Raw genomic sequence first — 17,767 nt, 5'->3', positions numbered from 1 at the left:
TGGTGTTTTGCCCGACGGCTCGTGTAGACGTCTGCCGGCCTCTCCCAACGGCCATACGGGGTCTTTGATGCGTCGTGTTGCCTGACAACAAAAAGGCCCGATCGCGATGGCGACCGGGCCGTTCATCTCATCAGTTCGAAGACGCCGCTCAGGCCGCCTTCGACACCAGCGGCTCGCTCTCGATCAGCTCCGTCCCGATCAGATAATCGCGGCAGCCGCGCAGGCTCCGCAGCGCGCGGTTGAAGTCGATGCCGGTCGAGACCAGGGCATGCAGCGTTGCCGGATTGCGCACGATGCCGCGCAGCACGGCGGCGAGGTCGATCTGGCCGTTCGGCTTGATCGCGGCGCGGGCGATCGCCGGCAGCGCGCGGTGAGCGGGGTCGCTGATGACGCGAACCGCGGCAAAGGGCAGTCCGGCTTCGGCGGCGTAGGCGGCGGCGATGTGGCTTTCCATGTCGACGGCAGCGGCGCCCGTCTCAGAATGCAGCGCCGCCTTGCAGGAGCGCTTGGTGACCACTTCCTCGGCACCGGCGAGGCTGCCGCGCACGACGCGGCGGCGTCCCGACGTCAGGCGGTCGATCAGATCGTCGCCGAGCGAGAGCCCCGCGGCCCAGCGAGTGTCGCCGGACAACACCTCGGTCGCCAGCACGACGTCGCCGGAGCGCAAGCTCGGGTCGAGCCCGCCGGCAACGCCGAACGAGATCACGCCGCGAATCGTCTCGGGATCAACCACGGTCAGAAGCGCCCGCAATTGCGTCGGGCTGCTGGATGAACAGATGACGGCCATTCCCGGCCCGGCCGCGATGCGGGCCTCCTGCACCAGTCCGGTCACGATCAGTATCGGCCGCGGGTCGATGGCCTGACCCGCGGTAAAATAGTCCCCCGTCCCCAAAGTCACATTCCGACCCCTACCACCCTGCTGTTGGTGTTCCGCAAGTTCCGATACCGCGCCAACGCCCACAGCGGAAAGAACTTTGGGTAACCATGATAACGTAGATAGAACACCCGGGGGAAGCCTGTGGCGGTGTACCGCTGCTCGTCCCACAGTCCTTTTTTGTTTTGTGTTGCAATCAGGTACTCCACCCCGCGGGCGACGGCCGGGTGATCAACCTCGCCTGCCGCCATGAGGGCAAGCAAGGCCCATGCCGTTTGCGAGGCGGTCGAGGGGGCGGCTTCCCAGCCCTTGTAGTCCAGCCGGTAGCTGACGGCGTCCTCGCCCCAGCCGCCGTCCTTGTTTTGGATCGAGGCCAGCCAGGCGGCGGCTTTGCGAATCATGGGGTCCTTGTGGTCGACGCCGGCCATGTTGAGGGCACAGAGCACCGACCAGGTTCCATAGATGAAGTTCATGCCCCAGCGGCCGTACCAGGACCCTTCGGGATGCTGGGTCTTGCGCAAATAGGCGACGCCGTCGGCGACGTGCTTGCTGGTCTTCGCGGTCTCGCCGAGCTGGGCCAGCATCGAGATGCAGCGCGCCGTGACGTCTTCGGTCGGCGGATCGAGCAACGCGCCGTGGTCGGAGAACGGGATGTTGTTGAGGTAATATTCGAGATTGTTGACGTCGAAGGCGGCCCAGCCGCCGTCGTCGCTCTGCATGCCCTCGATCCACTCGCGGCCGCGGGCGATCGCGGTGTCGTAGCCGGTGGCGCCGTGCTCGCGGCGCATGCGGTCCATCGACATCACCACCACGGCGGTGTCGTCGAGGTCGGGGTAATGCGCGTTGTTGTACTGGAAGGCCCAGCCGCCCGGACGCACGTCGGGCCGCTTCACCGCCCAGTCGCCCTTCAGCTCGAGCTCCTGCCTCGGGATCAACCAGTCGAGGCCCTGCTTGGCGGCCGGCACCGCCTTGTCGCCGCCCGCCTCCAGCAGCGCATGCGCCGTCAGCGTCGTATCCCAGACCGGCGAGACGCAGGGCTGGCAATAGGCCTCCTCCTCGCCGATCACGAGCAGCTTGTCGATGCCCCGGCGCGTGACCGCGCGCGGCGGATAATTCTCATCCTTGCCGAGCGCGTCGTACATCATGACGATGTTGGCCATGGGCGGATAGATCGCGCCCATGCCGTCCTCGCCGTTGAGGCGCTCCTCGGTGAAGGCGAGTGCGGCGTCGATGGCACGCTTGCGCAGGCTCTTGGGAAACAGCGGCTCGATCACGCGCAAGATCGCGTCGAGCGAACGAAACAGCAGGAACCAGGCCATGCTCTGGTGCGGCGCCTTGGCGGTCATGCCGATCGAGCGCGGATCCTGCAGGAACAATTCGTCGATGCCGACGCCCTTCGGGTTCTTCGCGCGCGGCTTCAGCGCTGCGAGCACCATCAGCGGCACCATGGTGGTGCGCGCCCAATAGGAGATCTTGTTGAGGTGGAACGGCGACCAGAACGGCAGCAGCACGATCTCGATCGGCAGCACCGGCACCGCGCGCCAGGTCACCACGCCGTACATCGCAAGCAGGAAGCGGGTGAAGACGTTGCTGTGAATCGCACCGCCGCGCGCATGGATCGCCTCGCGCGCGCGCACCATGTGCGGGGCGTCGACGGAATCGCCGATCATCTTCAGCGCGAAGTAGGCCTTCACGCTGGCGCTCATGTCGAACTCGCCGTCATGCACCAGCGGCCAGCCGCCATGGGCGCCCTGGACGCGGCGAAGATAATTGGCGATCTTGGCTTCGAGCACGGCATCGACCGGCTCGGCGAGATAGTGGCGCAACAGGACGTATTCGGCCGGAATCGTGCAGTCGGCCTCGAGCTCGAACACCCAATGGCCGTCCGCCTGCTGGAGCTCGAGGACGCCCTGCGTCGCCGATGCAATGCTCGATTCCAAGATGCCCGGTTGCAAGGTCCCCGGGCGCAAGGCCTCCTGTTGAAGGGCTTCGCGGCTGGTCGCGTTCACGGAATCCATCTCGCTCGATTGCTCCGATAGTGGATTGAAATTGGCCGGGACGTCTGCCCGTCAGGGCCGCCTTTCAGGATGCTTTGGCGGCCAGAACCAGATCGGCGGCGCGATCACCGGACCGGACCGATCCCTCGATGGTTGCAGGCAATCCCGTAGCAGTCCAATCCCCCGCAAGGAACAGGTTTTTCAGCGCGGTGACCGGCCCCGGGCGCAGGGCATTCTGCGCCGGCGTCGCCGCAAATGTGGCGCGGCGCTCGCGCACGATCTGCCAAGGGGGCAGCTCGCCGGACACGCCGCCGGCCTTGCAGACATCGTTCCAGACCGCCTGCGCGAGTTCCTCGCGCGGCATGTCGACCAGACGGTCGCCATTGCTGATGGTGACGGAAAGCCGGTTCGGGAATGCGAACAGCCATTCCACGATGCCGCCGATCACCCCGAGGATCGGTGCCGAACCCGGCGGCGGCGTGATGCGAAAATGCGCATTGACGATGGCGCGGAATTCGGTCGGCGTCTTCAGGCCGGGCAGCAGGCTGGCGGCGGCGCGCGGCGGCACCGCCATCACGACGACATCGCCCTCACCGAGCTGGATAACATCCTCGCCGCCGAAATGCAGCGCACTGGCCTTGCCGTCGCCGGTCGCGAACGAGCGCAGCTCATGGCCGAGCTGAACAATGTGGCCACGCTCAGCCAAGAACTTCACCGCGGGCTCGATCAGCACGGCGCTGAGACCGTCGCGCGCGATCAGCGGACGGCAGGCCTGCCCGCCGGCAAGCAGCGTCTCGCGCACGATCGCGCCGGCAAGCCCCGCCGAGCCCTCGGGCGGATCGACGTTGAGGGCTGCGAGCAACAGCGGCTGCACCAGGCGCTGATAGAGCACGCCTTCGCAAGGAATCGACTTGCCGACCAATGTCTCTTCCGACGCCCAGATCAGCGGCGCCAGCTTCAGGTAATCGGCAAGGCCCGTGTCGGGCACGCGGCGGCTCTCGTCGAGCACCCAGGTCGGCAGCCGGCCGCTGCCGAGATCGATCTGCCAGCGCTGCCCCGTCTTGATGTCGACGAACGGAAACTGCGCGCTCTCGGGGCCGACCAGGCCCGCCTCGGTGCCGACCGCGCGCGCATAGGCGCGCGCATGGCTGTTGCCCGACAGCAGCAGATGATTGCCATTGTCGATGGTGAGGTTGGTGGCGCCGTCGAAATAGGAACGGCACCGGCCGCCGGCCTGGTGCGTGGCCTCGTGCACGGCGACCTTGAAGCCGGCATTGGCGAGCCGCACGGCGGCGGAGAGGCCGGAAATTCCAGCACCGATGATGTGAGCTGTCTTTTGCATCAGATGAAAGCGTAACGGAGCAGGATGGCGATGCGTGTGACCTTCGACACACGCACCGGCTGGCGCGGCGCGTTGAAACCGCGCGCAATCAGCAGATCCAGAATGGAATGATAGTATTTCGACATGATCCGCGGCGCGCGCACGGCGCGGCGCTTGTTGCGGTTCATGATCTCGTCCGACTTCTCGAAATGCGCTTTCGCACGCTGCGTCAGCGGCAGGCAGACCTTCGGCAGCGCGCGCTCGGCGATCACGCGGCTCGGATCGCTGGAGGTGATGCCGGCATGCAGCAGCGCCTCGCGCGGCAGATAGAGCCGGCCGAGGCCGGCGTCCTCGTCGATGTCGCGCAGGATGTTGGTGAGCTGAAGCGCGCGGCCCAGATGATAGGCGAGCTGGATGCCGTCTTCTTCGGGCAGGCCAAAGACCCGCACCGACAGCCGTCCCACCGCGCTGGCGACGCGATCGCAATACAGATCCAGCGTCGCCATGTCGGGCGCGCGGATGTCCTGCGGCACGTCCATCTCCATGCCGTCGACGATCGCCAGGAAATCCTCGCGCTTGAGGCCGAAGGCCTTCACCGAGGCGACGTAATCCTTCAGCCGCGGCGGCGGATTGCCCTGATAGAGCGCCTCGATGTCGTTGCGCCATTCTTGAAGCGCGGCGAGCCGCTCCTCGCGCGGGCCGTCGGAATCGGCGATGTCGTCGACCTGGCGGCAGAAGCTGTAGATCTGGAACATCGCTTCGCGCTGGTCATGCGGCAGGATGCGCATCGCGGCGTAGAAGGAGCTGCCGGATGCGGTCGAGCCATAATTGGCGCCGGGCGAGGTCGCCTCAAGCGTCATGGGCAGTCCCCGGTCTGGAAATGGCCTTGCGTCCCATCGCGCGGCGGCCGGCCTCACTGATCATCCCGGCAAGGCTGAAGACGAGCAGCTCGAACTTGTTCAGATGCACCCGCTCGCGCAGCGGATCGCGGACCTTCAAGAGGCGCACGATGCGGTCGGCATAGGCCTGGATCACCGCGACGTCGACGCCGAGGCGAAAATCCCGGATCTCGGCAGCCAGCGACCTGCCCTCGTCGAGCAGCGCTTCGTTGCGCGCGGCAAGCCCGTGCAGGCAGGCCAGCATCGCCGGCGGCGACTGTGAAAGCCCGAGTTGCTCGACCGAGGCGCCGTGTGCCGCCAGCGCATCGCGCGGCAGATAGACGCGGTTGAGCTCGCGGAAATCCTTGCCGCAATCCTGCAGGTGGTTGTTGATCTGCAGGCCCGCGCAGAGCGCATCCGATGCGGCCCAGGTCGAGGTGCTCTCGCCATGGACGTCGAGCATGAAGCGGCCGACCGGCATCGCGGAATATCGGCAATAGTGGATGACCTCGTCCCAGGTCTCGTAACGCAGCTTGGTCACGTCCATGCGGAACGCGGTCAGCACGTCGAGGGCATGGCGCGGCGCCATGCCGCGCTCGGCGAGCGCATGCCGCAAACTGACGGCCTCGGCCTGGGTATCGCCCTGGCCGAGCAGCTCCGCCTCCAGCAGGTCGAGATAAGCAAGCTTCTGGTCGGGCGGGAGCGTCGCGTGGTCGGCGATGTCGTCGGCGGTGCGGACGAAATTATAGTACGCCAGGATCAGGGCACGATGACGCGGATGAATGATCCAGGACGCGACGGGAAAATTCTCGTCGCGGTCTCCCTTGCCGGATCGCAATTCGCTCGCAGAGGTCATCGAGGGCTGGCTTACAATCGTTTGGATAGAAAGGGCTTCTTCGCTCGCGGGCTCGTGCCGGCGATCCGCCGCGGCCCCCATATAGGGGAATACGGCCGCAAAACCAATCCTGTCTCTCGATGGCTGCCCTTGCCGACGGGGCCCGAAAAGGCGGCCCCGGGGCCGCCTATGTGGGCCAGTGGCCGAGCTTATTGGTTGTGGTTCTTCAGGACCTGGTCGCAGGCCTGCGAGATCTTGGAGCGGTTCTCCTTGAGGCAGGCCAGGATGGTGAAATCGCCCTGGTCGATAACCGGACGGCAGAACTTCTGCACGTCGCGCGTGCAGGCTTTCTGCTCGGCGTCCGTGCCACGCCCCTGCTGGGCGAACGCCGCCGTCGAAACAGATGCCGACAGCAGGGTGAGAGCGACGAGAAGCTTACGCATTGTATTCCTTCATTCTGGCGGCAGAATCGCACCGGACCCGGACTGCACAGGGCGGACGACCGGAACGGCTTGTTCTGATGGCAAATCGCCGCGGACATAGCGGCTTTCAGAGAAGGCACAAGCACTGGCAAATGCGGCCAAATTGGCGCCGCGCCCACCAAATCAGGTCTTCCCTCAACCTTCATTGACAGATGTAAGAGGTTGATACTACGTCATAATTCAAGGGCGCCGCGTTTTGCTGCGGACCTGTTGCAGAGCTGCATCTCTCCACCCCGCCTTTGCCGCCGGAAACCTCCCGAAACTGCGCAGACCGGGGGCTCCGGGCCTGGCGCGAGGCTTCGTGAATGGCCATCTCCGGCGGCCTGGCTTTGAACCTGCCACTCGCTCAAAGCACTAAACTTTCGATGTGGCGAGACGTTATCACGCGTAAGCGGGCGTCGTTCTAAAACGGGATATTTGAGATGACATTCATTGGGCGATCTGGACTGGCAATCAAGGCGGCCGGCATCGGGGCGGCGCTGCTCTTCTCGGTTTCGGCAGGCCATGCTCAGTCGTCCGGCCCGTTTGCCGGTTTCGACGGCGCATGGACCGGCACCGGCACGGTGTCGCTGTCCGACGGCTCCACCGAGCGCATTCGCTGCAAGGCCGACTACAAAGTCGCCGGCAGCGGCCTCAACCTGAAGCAGGCCCTGCACTGCGCATCCGACAGCTACAAGTTCGATCTCACCAGCGATGTGACGAGCCAGGGCGAGCGCATCTCCGGCAATTGGAGTGAGGCCAGCCGCAACATCTTCGGCAATCTCCAGGGCACCGCCGGCGGCGGCCAGATCGACGTGTTCGTCGAGGCCAACGGCTTTGCCGCCAACCTCTCTTTGCGCACCAACGGCACCAAGCAAACCGTGCAGATTTCTTCGAAGGGAGAGATCCGCGGCGTCAACATCACCATGACGAAGAGCTGATCCCGTCCCGCTTGAAAGCATCAGGGCCCCCGGTTCTGCCGAGCCGGGGGCTTTTTGCCGACATCAACCCACCCGGAACGGAGATGGACCCGACACGCAGACATCTGCTCAAGGCCGCCGGGCTGTTCGTGGCCACCCGCGCCTTCGCGAGCGATCCGCAGGGGGCGAGTATGCAGTCCTCGTCGGTAAAGCCGCGTCACGTGCTCTGCTTTCTCGGCAAGAATGAAGGCCTGCTGCAACCGCCGAAGGCGGTGGCCACGACGATCGCCGATTTCGACTTCGAGATCGACCGCGCCCATTCGCAAGGAAAACCCGATCCCAACATGGCGCGGTCGTTCGGCGTGTGCTGGGACCGCGTCTACCCGAAGGCGTGGTCCGCGACCGACGAAGCCGCCGTGGCCAATCACAAGGCGGTGCTCTACGTGCGGAGCCCGCCGATCGATCAGCAGAAGTCGGCCGCCTATTCGGCGGCCGCCTTGCTGATCGTGGACGAGATGCTCGAGGCAGGCGCCATTGCGGCGAAAGGTGAAAGCGCCGGCGTCGCCCATGGCCTCGCGCGCTGGCGCAGTCTCGCCGATCAGGCGCGCAAGGGCTCGAGGACCAGCCAGGGCCTGAAGATGACCCCCGCCGTCACGAAGGCGTGCCGTCTCGCCTTCGCCAAGCGCCCGCTCGCCGGCGATCGCTATTACGAGACCGTCGGCTACCACCTCGTTGGCCTGCCGGAGGTCTATGTCGCGACATCGCGCGGCAGCGATCGGGACGCGGTCAAACTGATGGACGAGCTCGCCGACGCCATGGCCGAGCGCGGCATCGACGCGACGCTGCGCGACCGCAAGCTCACGCTGTCGCACGAGCAGGACTACGCCGAGGGCGACCTCAAGTTCAATCCTTACGGGGTCGTGCGGATCGACGCGTGAGAGCGCTGGCCGCCTTCGTCACCCTGCCGCTCAGATCGCCGGCTTGTCGGTCCCCTGCAGCCTGGCGTGCAGATTGATCAGCCACATCGCCGTCGGCCTGAGGATGAAGAGGTCGGCGACGAGGGCCATCACCATCGAGAAGGCGCTGAGCCAGCCGAACAGCCGCAGCGACGGCAGGTCGGAGAACACGGTGACGACGAGGCCGCAGGCCAGCACCACCGTGGTCAGGATCAGCGCCGGTCCGACCAGCACGGTCGCCCGCTCCACCGCGAGCGCAGAGCCGACGCCCGGCTTGTTCTCCAGCCTCAAGCGGTTGAGGAAGTGGATGGTGGCGCTGAGGCCCAGCCCGAACGAGACGGTGAGCGCGACGACGCTGGCGAATTGCAGGCCCTCGCCCATCGCCCACAGCACCGTTCCCGACATCACCACCGGGAAGATGCCCGGCAGGATGCAGGCGAACATCACCACCCAGGAGCGGAAGGCAAGGCCGATGAAGATCGCGACCAGCGCGAATTCGATGGTGAGGCCGTGGTTCAGCTTCTCGATCATGCTGGCCGAGTTGCGCGCCGCAATCGCCGCAAGACCGGTCACCGCGACCTCATAGCCCGGATGCTTGTTGCGGACGGTGTTGAGCTCGTTGTCGAGCTTGTCGACGATCGGCAGCAGCTGGCTGGAATCCTTGTCCGGCACGCGGCCGGCGACCACGACGGCGTCCTGCTCGGCGTCGATGAAGCGCCGCACCAGATGCTCGGGGATGACGCTGACATATTCCTTGAGCGTTGCGACGTCGGCGCTGCCGGCCTTCTCCGCCAGCCAGCGGCGCAGCGTTTCCACCGACCAGACGTTGCCGACGCCGGCGGCCTTCTCGACCGTCGCATGCACCTCGGCGATGGTCTGGAGCGTTTCCGGCGAATAGAGCGACTGCCCCTTCGGAAACACGATCAGCACGTTGACCGGATTGGCGCCGGTGAGCTTGGCATCCAACCGGTCGCTGGCGGCGACTGCCTGGCGCTTGTCCGGCACCTGGTCGGCGAGCCGGTAGCGCGGCTCCAGATTGGCGTAGATGACGCCGAGCCCGCCGACGAACAGCACGGCGATCAGGCTGAACAGGCCGGGCCGGCCGACCATGCGCACGGCGATCCAGTAGCAGAAATTGCGCAGCGCCTGGACGCCGGCATCCGCGCCCTGGAACTTGACCGCAAAGACCTTCTCGTTGCGCACGAACAGCACGCCGAACACCGGCACCAGCGACAGCACCGCGACCAGCGCGATGATGGTGGCGGCGAGGCCCGCCTCGCCGAACTTGCGGATCAAATCGGAATCGGAGAACTGCAGCGCGATGAAGGAGATGCCCGCGGTGCCGTGCGTCAGCACGCAGGCCGGGCCGACCACCAGCACGGCGTTCTTGAACGCGGTGAACTTGTCCTGGCCTGCGATCAGCCGGTCACGCGCGGCGAAGGTGAGCTGCATCGAGTCCGAGAAGCTGATCACCATGATGAGCGGCGTCATCACGTTCAGGAACATGTTGAGATTGAAATTGGCCCAGCCGAGCGCACCGAGCGCCAGCAGGATCGCGATCATCGGCGGGAACGCCGCCGCGATCATGAACGAGACCTTGCGGAAGAAGATGATGGCGATGATGCAGCCGGCGAGGATGCCGAGGATGTTGTAGGTCAGCCCGTCGCGCTCGACGGCGTTGCGGATCTCGAGCTGCATCACCGGCACGCCGGAGAGCTGCACGTTGAGGCCGGTGTCCCCGAGCGTCTCCTTCATCAGCGCGCGGATGTCGGCCACGGTCTTGGTCAGCTTGTTGGAAGCGACCACCTCCGGATCGAGCGACAGCACGACCAGCGCCAGCGTCCCGTCTTCCGACAACAGCTTGCCGCGGATGATCTCGTTGTTTTTGACCGTCTCGATGAACTTGTCGTAGTCGGCGCCTTCGGGCAGCTCGGCCGGGAACAGCGCCGCCGGCAGCTTGCCCGGCGCCGGTGCCTGGCGCGCCGAGAACAACGAGACCAGCCCGCGCGTGCCTTCGACCAGCTGCAAGTCGGTGACGAAGTCGCGCAGCTTCTCCAGATTGTTGCGCGCCAGCAGGTTCTTGCCCTCGACCACGACAAGGACGTCGAATTCCTCGGCCGGGAACTTCTTGGTCACTTCTTCGTACTGGCGGAATTCGCGGGTATCGGAGCGAAACAGCTGCGACAGCGAATCGTCGATCTTGATCCGGTGGATGCCGAACACGGCGCCGACGATCAGCGCGACCAGGACGATGCAAGAGACGATCGGCGCCCGGACGGCGATCAGCCCGAGACGCTCCAGCCCGAAGGCGATCGAGGACGTAGGTCCCTGCTCGATCTTGTCGACATGAACCTCATTCTCGCTGTGCTTTTCGAGCATGCCTTGTCCAGTTCCTAAATCGGCTCGGTCTTGAGAGCTTGTTGCGCCCCGCGAACGGCTTGAAAACGCCATACCAATGGGAGGCTTGCCCTTTGAAAATGCGCGGAAAATCGCCGCGAGGGGTTTAGCAGGTCAATTGCCCTTCTCGCAAGCAGGCGAAGTGCGGGCGAATCGATCAAGATGTGGCGATTTCGGGTCCTTGCCCCCGGTCATCCGGGGGGAAATGTGCCAATTCGACGCGGCGCGCGGTCCGCGCTCTCGTCCTTCAGCGCCACGCCGCTGACCTGCCGGGCCAGCCCCTCGCGGACCAGCCAGGCGATCTTGAAGGCGGCCTCGTCATAGCTGAGCCCAGCCTGGTGGATGTTGGACACGCAATTGCGCTCGGCATCGGTGCGGCCGGGCTTCGGCGCGAAAGTCAGATAGGCGCCGAGGCTGTCCGGCGCCGACAGGCCGGGCCGCTCGCCGATCAGCGTCACGACCATGCGCGCGCCGAGAATGGCGCCGATCTCGTCGCCGAGCGCAACGCGCGCGCCTGAGGCGACGACGACCTGGCCGAGCGCGACAGCATCCCCTTCCGCCAGCAACGGCAGCAGGCGCTTCACCAGGGCCGCCGCATGGGCGTGGACCGCCGCCGCGGACAGCCCGTCGCCGATCACCAGCGCGAGCTGGCATGGCGCGGAAGCCGCGCGGGCCAAGACCTCGACCGAGCCGGGCTCGAGCCGTCGCCCCAGATCCGGCCGCCGCAGATAATCCCTGCGGTCGACCGCCTGGCTCCTCGCCTCGGTGACGGCAAGTCCAAGCGCGCCGAGATCGGCGAGCAGGCGCGGCGCATCGAAGGCGGCATGCACGGCATCGCGGGCGCGGGCATGGTCGAGCGTGAAGTCGAGCAGCGCCCTGGTCGGCACGCTTGCACCAGTGCGGCCCAGCGCGACGCGCGCGGGCGTGAATGACCTGAGGTCAATGGTTGGGCGGGCCGGAACGGACTTGTCGCTCATTCGGCGGGAACGGCGGCCTCGCGCAGCCGGATCGAGTAGTTCGAGGCGTTCTGCCTGCCGCTGGAGGCCGCGCGAGCAAAGGTGATGAGATGATGCGCGATCAGGGTGCATCCGATCAGGCCTTCGAGATCGCCGCGCTTGATGCGTCCCAGCGCGAACTTCCAGAACACGCGCCTGTAGTCGCCGAGCACGCCGACCTTCCAGAAGATGTTGCGCAGCATGACGAGGCCACGGCGGATGTTGGGCCAGGTCTTCATCTCGTCCGGCACCGGCACCTTGAGCCGGTTCACATAGACGTGGTCGCATTGATGCTGATAGCGCGCATAGACCTTCTCGGGCGCATAAGCGAGCGCCATGGCCTGCTTCCAAGAGGCGACGACCTCATCATAAGGCAGCAGGAAATCGACGTTGGAATCGCGGCCGTCGTCGTGGATCAGGCGGCCTTCGCGCTCGAGCCGATCCCACAGCGGCGTCTTCGGCAGCGCCTGCAGCAGGTTGATGGTGAGCAGCGGAATGCGCGATTCCTCGACGAAGGCGAGCAGCGCCTCCCCCGTATTCGGCTTGTCGGTGTCGAGTCCCATGATGATGCCCGACACGACCTCCATGCCGTAGGAGTTGATGGTGCGCACGCCTTCCAGGATCGGGACCATCATGTTGTGGTCCTTCTGCATCGCTTTCAGCGCGTCGGGATCGGGCGTCTCGATGCCGCAGAAGATGGTGATGAAGTAGGCCTCGCGCATCTTCTCCAGGATCTCGGGCCGCTTGGCGATGTTGAGCGTCGCCTCGCAGGCGAGCCGGACCACGTAGCCGGTCCGCTTCTGCCATTCGATCAGATGCGGCAACAGGTCCAGCGCCGCCTTGCGGTTGCCGATGAAATTGTCGTCGACGAAATAGACCGTGTCGGTCATGCCGCATTCGCGCAGGCGGTCGAGCTCGGCGATGATCTGCTGCGGCGTCTTGATGCGCGGGTTGCGGCCGTAGAGGCCGGGGATGTCGCAGAACTCGCACTGATAGGGACAGCCGCTGGAATATTGGATGCTGCCGAGAAAATATTTCTTCACGTCGGCAAGCTCGTAGGCCGGGATCGGAAATTCCGTCATCGACACGCGATCCTTGGTGGTCAGCACCACCTGGCTCTCTGGGCGAGCGGTGTCGCGCGACAGGATCTCGATCAGCTGGTTGGTGGCATCGCCGAGCTCGCCGACATGGAGATAGTCGAACGACGGGTAATAGTCGGGACAGGCGCTGACGGAGGGGCCGCCGAGTGCGACCGGCAGGTCGAACTCATGCGCGCGGCGGCAGATGTCGTTCATCTGCTGGCGCTGGATGTGCATGCCGCTGACGAAGACCGCCTCGGCCCATTCGAACTCTTCCCTGGTCGTGCGCCGGAGGTTCTCGTCGACGAATTTGACCTGCCAATCCTGCGGCAGATAGGCCGAGATCAGCAACAGCCCCTGCGGCGGCATGAAGGCGCGGACGCCATCGGTCAGCGGATAGGAATGCTCGAACGTACCGAACGAGGAGGTGTAGCGCGGAAACACACAGAGGATCCGCCGGGACGTTCCGTTACTTTCAGCTCGCATCTAAGCTCCCCCGCCACGCTCGACTGCGGAAATTGCCAGCCAGACACATAGCGTAATGCTGCCGCCGGAATTTCTCAATATTGTGGCGGAAGCATAATCCCGCGGACGCCAAATGGTTTCCTGAGAAGAGCCTACCCTCGCTCAGGCGATCAGCCGCGAGGCAAAATCGGGCAGCAGGCCCGCATCGCCGGCAATCCGGAAATCGGCGCCCGCGATGCCCGACCGCGCCAGCCAATCGTCGAATTCCGGGGCGCGGCGCAAGCCGAAGACGTCACGGACATAGAGCGCGTCGTGAAAAGACGTCGACTGGTAGTTCAGCATGACGTCGTCGGCGCCGGGGACGCCCATGATGAAGGTGACGCCGGCGGCGGCGAGCAGCGTCAGCAGGTTGTCCATGTCGTCCTGGTCCGCCTCGGCATGGTTGGTGTAGCAGATATCGATCCCGAGCGGCAGGCCGAGCAGCTTGCCGCAGAAATGATCCTCCAGCCCGGCGCGGATGATTTCCTTGCCGTCATAGAGATATTCCGGGCCGATGAAGCCGACCACGCTGTTCACCAAGAGCGGGGCAAAGGCGCGGGCGACCGCATAGGCGCGCGCCTCGCAGGTCTGCTGGTCGACGCCATGATGGGCGCCCGCCGACAGCGCCGAGCCCTGGCCGGTCTCGAAATACATCACGTTCTGCCCGACGGTGCCGCGCCGCAGCGACAGCCCGGCCTGCTGCGCCTCCCGCAAAAGCGCAAGGTCGATGCCGAAGCTGCGGTTGGCGGCCTCGGTGCCGGCGACCGACTGGAAGACGAGATCGACCGGCACGCCCTGCCCGATCAGCGACAACGTCGTCGTGACATGGGTCAGCACGCAGGCCTGCGTCGGAATCGTCAGCCGCGCGATGATCTCGTCGAGCAGGCGCAGCAATTGCGCGATCACGGCCGGATCGTCGCTGGCGGGATTGATGCCGATGCAGGCATCGCCCGCCCCGAGCAGGATGCCGTCAAGGATCGAGGCGGTGATGCCCCTGGCATCGTCGAACGGATGGTTGGGCTGCAACCGCGTGCTCATCCGCCCCTTCAGGCCGATGGTGTTGCGGAAGGCGGTGGTGACCTCGCATTTCCGCGCCGCCAGGATCAGATCCTGGTTGCGCATCAGCTTCGACACCGCGGCCGCCATCTCCGGCGTGATGCCGCCCGCCAGCCTGCGCAGGACCTCGGGCGTTGCGGCATCCGACAGCAGCCAGTCGCGGAAGGCCCCAACCGTCAGGGATGCCACCGGCGCGAAGGCCGCCGCGTCGTGGCTGTCGATGACGAGGCGGGTGACCTCGTCGGCCTCATAGGGGATGACGGCTTCCTGCAGGAATTGGCCGAGCGGGACGTCGGCGAGCGCCATCCGGGCCGCGATTGTCTGCTCGGCGGTGTCGGCGGCGATCCCGGCCAGCCGGTCGCCGGAGCGCGGCGGGGTCGCCTTGGCCAGCAGATCGCGCAGGTCCGGGAACGTGTGGGTCGTGGCGTCGATGGTGTGGCGGTAGACCAAGGGCCTCTCCGGGGTTCGTCGGCCGCTGGCCGAGCCCAAGACTGTCCGGACACGATATCCTCGGATCAAGACGCTGAAATATCATAGCTTTCCTTCGACCAATGGCCAACAGAGCCGACCGACGCATTAACGCGGCATCCATCTTCGTTCTGCATAGTTTTGCATCAATTTTACACGCCCCCGTTCACCGGCCGTTTCAGGCCATTCCGGCCCCTGAGTACCATGACATCAGACCGATCTGGGAATGCCGCCAAGCTGGCAGGCCGCTTCACGCTTGCCACCAAGCTCTATGCGATCTTCGCGCTGTTCGCGCTGCTCACGGCGGCAATCGCCATGCTGTCCGACTACAACAGCCGCCGCAGCGCCGACCTGACCAACGCGATCGAGACGGCGAACGCCGCCGCGCTCAACGTCGAGCGGGTCAACTCGCTGGTCTATGCGGTCGTGATGGAATCGCGCGGCGTCTACATGTCGACCGAGCCCAAGGTCGTGAAGAAATACGGCGAGGGCCTGCTCAAGTTCAACGAGCAGATCCTGGACGTCGTGAAGCGCTGGGAGACCATCGTCAAGGCCGACGATGCCGAGCAGTTCGCCACCTTCAAGAAGCGCATCGAGCAATTCGTCGAGTTCCGCAAGGAGCTGGTGCGCCGCGGCGTCGAGATCAATGCGGCCGCGGGCCGCGAATGGGGCGACAACGACGCCAACCGCGCGGTGCGCTCGGCGCTGAACAAGGATCTCGAGGCGCTGTCCAAGGTCTATGCCGAGCGGGCCAGGCAGATCGCGCAGCAGACCGAAGCCAACCATGGACTGTCCTTCGTGCTGACCTGCCTCGGCGGCGTGGCGCTGGCCCTGGTCGTGATCGGCATCGTCATCATCGCCCGCTCGATCGCCAGGCCGCTCGCCGCGATCACCGCGACCATCAAGCAGGTCGCCGACGGGGCCGAGGACGTCGTGGTGCCGCACTCTAACCGCGCCGACGAGATCGGCGCGCTCGCCCGCGCGATCCAGGTCTTTCAGGAAGCCATGTGCCGCAACCGCAACCTCGCCTCGCAGGTCTCGCAGGATTCCGCCGCCCGCGAGGAGCGCGCCCGCCACATCGAGCGATCCGTCGAGCAATTTCGCGAGGCGATCGGCGCGATCATGCGCGGCCTCAGCGACAACGCCTCCGTCATGCGCGAGACCGCGCAGACCATCACCCGCGTCACCGCGGATGCGAACAGCCGCGCCGGCACGGCGGCGAACGCCACCGCGCAGGCCGCGCACAACGTCACGGCGGTGGCGGGCGCAGCCGAGGAGCTGTCCGCCTCGGTGGTGGAGATCGGCCGCCAGGTGCGGCAGAGCGCCGGCGCGGTCGAGCAGACCGGCCAGCGCACCGAGAAGTCGATCTCCGAGATCGAGAGCCTTGCCGCGGCCACGCAGCGCATCGACGGCGTGCTCAATCTGATCCAGGCCATCGCCGAGCAGACCAATCTCCTGGCGCTCAACGCCACCATCGAGGCCGCGCGCGCCGGCGATGCCGGCCGCGGCTTTGCCGTGGTCGCCCATGAAGTGAAGGCGCTCGCGGGCCAGACCGCCAAGGCCACCGCCGAGATCAGCGAGAACGTCGCGATGATCCAGGCCTCGACCCGCAACGCGGTCGACGCCGTGCGCGAGATCGGCGGCGCGGTGCGCGAGATCAACGAGGTCACCTCGGCGATCGCCGGCGCCGTCGGCCAGCAGGACGCCGCCACACGCGAGATCTCGTCCAACGCGCAGTCGGCCGCGCAGGGCAACGCGACGCTGGTCGCCAACATCACCTCGCTGCGCGACGCCATCGGCGAGACCGACACCGCCGCAGCCTCGGTGCTGACGGCGGCGGGCAGCCTGACGGCGACGGCGGACACGCTGGCGCGCGAGGTCGAGACATTCTTCCAGAACCTGCGCGGAGGATCGGCGGACAGGCGGATTGCCAAGGCGGGATGATCAAGGCGCGGAATGATCGGCGGCGTCCGCCTCTGCAAAGGGAGCGGCCTGCTCCAAACGAAAGTTGCGAAAACAACCCCATGCACAGTAGACGGGGTGAGCATTATCAAGGGTTTGGCGACTCCCGCCGCAATCTGCTGATTTTACGAAATCGATTTGACCCGTCGGGCAAAACACCGGCAGGATGCACGAGCTGACTTCAGTTCCTCGACATCCTGATTGGACGGCCGAAAGGCGGTTTATTGCACCTATCAATCGTCGACGTCACCAGATGAGATTTAGCTTACGGGCTTTCCTTCATTCTCGATGGGACGAAATGTGGACAAATGAAAATCAGGCCGTGAGCGCCTCTCGCGGTAGCAGCCAGGTCGAAATTGAGGTTGCTCGGCCGGCAATTCGGCAGCGACCATTTGGCTTCAATTTCTCGACCCCCAACCCGGGATGAGCTTCCCGCCCCATCGCGCAAAGGAGATCGTCGCTCACGACGACCGATGCGCCAAGCTTCCGTGTCAGCGCTTCGAGCTTGCGCGCGACGTTGACCGTATCTCCGGCGATAGCATGTTCCAGATGTTGCTCCACTCCGATCTGGCCCATGCCCACCGCGCCATAATGCACGCCAATGCCAATGCTCAACGGCAATTCGCCGCGGGCGCTGCGGTCGGCACTCCAGGCCGCAATCGTCTCTAACATGCCGAAAGCACAGGAGAGTGCGCGGGCGGGCGCGCCGCGCGCACCATAGGAGTCTCCGAATGTCGCGACGATCGCGTCGCCCTGATATTGGATGACGTGGCCCTGATGCTGGATCACTTGCATCGCCATGCGCTGCTGGAAGCTACGCAGGAAGTTGATCGTCTCCGCGGGCGACCACTCCTCTGACATGCAGGTCGACCCGATGATGTCGGCGAACAGGACGGCTGCGTGCTCCACCCGCACGATGTCCCATGCCGAGGACATGCTAGCGGCGTCCCAGACAGCCGTATGCGAAGGAATACCTGTCAGATTTGCGGCGCTCATGGCGTAACCTCTCTGAGTCCGGTTCAAGCCTGGTCGGATGATCAGCTTGTGCCGCACAGCTTGAGCGC

The 17,767-nt window shown here is 65.5% G+C and carries 14 protein-coding genes; 3 read left to right on the top strand and 11 right to left on the bottom strand.

What is annotated here, in order from left to right; translation table 11 throughout:
• Positions 1 to 148: 148 nt before the first annotated feature.
• The 6 genes from E4K64_RS05205 to E4K64_RS05180 all read right to left on the bottom strand — a co-directional run bounded on the left by E4K64_RS05205 (position 149) and on the right by E4K64_RS05180 (position 6,348).
• Positions 149 to 961, bottom strand: a complete 813-nt coding sequence (locus E4K64_RS05205; protein ID WP_126256330.1) for a phosphorylase — start codon at positions 959 to 961, stop codon at positions 149 to 151.
• Complete coding sequence (shc, locus tag E4K64_RS05200) at positions 895 to 2,892, bottom strand: squalene--hopene cyclase (protein WP_135162473.1); 1,998 nt, start codon at positions 2,890 to 2,892, stop codon at positions 895 to 897. Before shc ends, E4K64_RS05205 begins: the two co-directional genes overlap by 67 nt.
• 64 nt (positions 2,893 to 2,956) lie before the next feature.
• On the bottom strand, positions 2,957 to 4,213 hold the full coding sequence (gene hpnE / locus E4K64_RS05195) for a hydroxysqualene dehydroxylase HpnE (RefSeq protein ID WP_135162472.1): 1,257 nt from the start codon (positions 4,211 to 4,213) through the stop codon (positions 2,957 to 2,959).
• The gene (gene hpnD / locus E4K64_RS05190; RefSeq protein ID WP_135162471.1) at positions 4,213 to 5,052 is read right to left on the bottom strand and encodes a presqualene diphosphate synthase HpnD; all 840 of its coding nucleotides are present in this window, start codon (positions 5,050 to 5,052) and stop codon (positions 4,213 to 4,215) included. The genes hpnE and hpnD overlap by 1 nt, the downstream gene beginning before the upstream one ends.
• Positions 5,042 to 5,926: a squalene synthase HpnC gene (gene hpnC, locus E4K64_RS05185; RefSeq protein ID WP_135162470.1), complete on the bottom strand. Its 885-nt coding sequence runs from the start codon at positions 5,924 to 5,926 to the stop codon at positions 5,042 to 5,044. The genes hpnD and hpnC overlap by 11 nt, the downstream gene beginning before the upstream one ends.
• Positions 5,927 to 6,114: 188 nt before the next feature.
• Positions 6,115 to 6,348, bottom strand: a complete 234-nt coding sequence (locus E4K64_RS05180; RefSeq protein WP_126256339.1) for a hypothetical protein — start codon at positions 6,346 to 6,348, stop codon at positions 6,115 to 6,117.
• A 461-nt stretch (positions 6,349 to 6,809) separates the two neighbouring features.
• Here E4K64_RS05180 and E4K64_RS05170 point away from each other — a divergent pair, with 461 nt between their 5' ends.
• On the top strand, positions 6,810 to 7,307 hold the full coding sequence (locus E4K64_RS05170) for a hypothetical protein (RefSeq protein ID WP_135162469.1): 498 nt from the start codon (positions 6,810 to 6,812) through the stop codon (positions 7,305 to 7,307).
• An 83-nt stretch (positions 7,308 to 7,390) separates the two neighbouring features.
• Positions 7,391 to 8,224 carry a hypothetical protein gene (locus tag E4K64_RS05165; protein WP_135162468.1) on the top strand — a complete coding sequence of 278 codons (834 nt, stop codon included), beginning with the start codon at positions 7,391 to 7,393 and terminating at the stop codon, positions 8,222 to 8,224.
• A 30-nt stretch (positions 8,225 to 8,254) separates the two neighbouring features.
• Here E4K64_RS05165 and E4K64_RS05160 read toward each other — a convergent pair whose 3' ends face one another.
• From E4K64_RS05160 to E4K64_RS05145, 4 genes are all read right to left on the bottom strand, one after another.
• Positions 8,255 to 10,621: an efflux RND transporter permease subunit gene (locus E4K64_RS05160; RefSeq protein WP_135162467.1), complete on the bottom strand. Its 2,367-nt coding sequence runs from the start codon at positions 10,619 to 10,621 to the stop codon at positions 8,255 to 8,257.
• Positions 10,622 to 10,830: 209 nt separating this feature from the next.
• Positions 10,831 to 11,616, bottom strand: coding sequence for an ethanolamine ammonia-lyase subunit EutC (gene eutC / locus E4K64_RS05155; protein ID WP_135162466.1), 786 nt, complete (start codon positions 11,614 to 11,616; stop codon positions 10,831 to 10,833).
• Positions 11,613 to 13,199: a B12-binding domain-containing radical SAM protein gene (locus tag E4K64_RS05150; protein WP_135162465.1), complete on the bottom strand. Its 1,587-nt coding sequence runs from the start codon at positions 13,197 to 13,199 to the stop codon at positions 11,613 to 11,615. The genes eutC and E4K64_RS05150 overlap by 4 nt, the downstream gene beginning before the upstream one ends.
• 141 nt (positions 13,200 to 13,340) lie before the next feature.
• Entirely contained in the window at positions 13,341 to 14,723 is a 1,383-nt protein-coding gene (locus tag E4K64_RS05145) for an ethanolamine ammonia-lyase subunit EutB (protein ID WP_135162464.1), read from the bottom strand.
• Positions 14,724 to 14,945: 222 nt separating this feature from the next.
• Between E4K64_RS05145 and E4K64_RS05140 the strand changes: the two genes are divergently transcribed.
• Positions 14,946 to 16,685, top strand: coding sequence for a methyl-accepting chemotaxis protein (locus E4K64_RS05140; RefSeq protein ID WP_135162463.1), 1,740 nt, complete (start codon positions 14,946 to 14,948; stop codon positions 16,683 to 16,685).
• 333 nt (positions 16,686 to 17,018) lie between these two features.
• Here E4K64_RS05140 and E4K64_RS05135 read toward each other — a convergent pair whose 3' ends face one another.
• A complete protein-coding gene (locus E4K64_RS05135; RefSeq protein ID WP_135162462.1) occupies positions 17,019 to 17,699 on the bottom strand; it encodes an adenylate/guanylate cyclase domain-containing protein in 681 nt (226 codons plus the stop codon).
• Positions 17,700 to 17,767 lie beyond the last annotated feature (68 nt).

This window comes from Bradyrhizobium frederickii, from assembly GCF_004570865.1.
Classification (GTDB): domain Bacteria; phylum Pseudomonadota; class Alphaproteobacteria; order Rhizobiales; family Xanthobacteraceae; genus Bradyrhizobium; species Bradyrhizobium frederickii.
Note: the sequence above shows the minus strand (reverse complement) of the source record. Positions and strands in the feature narration are given on the sequence as shown.

Bases quoted from the DNA above. Each gene is read 5' to 3' on its own strand.
- shc (WP_135162473.1), bottom strand. From the start codon at position 2,892: ATGGATTCCGTGAACGCGACCAGCCGCGAAGCCCTTCAACAGGAGGCC.
- hpnE (WP_135162472.1), bottom strand. From the start codon at position 4,213: ATGCAAAAGACAGCTCACATCATCGGTGCTGGAATTTCCGGCCTCTCC.
- hpnD (WP_135162471.1), bottom strand. From the start codon at position 5,052: ATGACGCTTGAGGCGACCTCGCCCGGCGCCAATTATGGCTCGACCGCA.
- hpnC (WP_135162470.1), bottom strand. From the start codon at position 5,926: ATGACCTCTGCGAGCGAATTGCGATCCGGCAAGGGAGACCGCGACGAG.
- E4K64_RS05180 (WP_126256339.1), bottom strand. From the start codon at position 6,348: ATGCGTAAGCTTCTCGTCGCTCTCACCCTGCTGTCGGCATCTGTTTCG.
- E4K64_RS05170 (WP_135162469.1), top strand. From the start codon at position 6,810: ATGACATTCATTGGGCGATCTGGACTGGCAATCAAGGCGGCCGGCATC.
- E4K64_RS05165 (WP_135162468.1), top strand. From the start codon at position 7,391: ATGGACCCGACACGCAGACATCTGCTCAAGGCCGCCGGGCTGTTCGTG.
- E4K64_RS05160 (WP_135162467.1), bottom strand. From the start codon at position 10,621: ATGCTCGAAAAGCACAGCGAGAATGAGGTTCATGTCGACAAGATCGAG.
- eutC (WP_135162466.1), bottom strand. From the start codon at position 11,616: ATGAGCGACAAGTCCGTTCCGGCCCGCCCAACCATTGACCTCAGGTCA.
- E4K64_RS05150 (WP_135162465.1), bottom strand. From the start codon at position 13,199: ATGCGAGCTGAAAGTAACGGAACGTCCCGGCGGATCCTCTGTGTGTTT.
- E4K64_RS05140 (WP_135162463.1), top strand. From the start codon at position 14,946: ATGACATCAGACCGATCTGGGAATGCCGCCAAGCTGGCAGGCCGCTTC.
- E4K64_RS05135 (WP_135162462.1), bottom strand. From the start codon at position 17,699: ATGAGCGCCGCAAATCTGACAGGTATTCCTTCGCATACGGCTGTCTGG.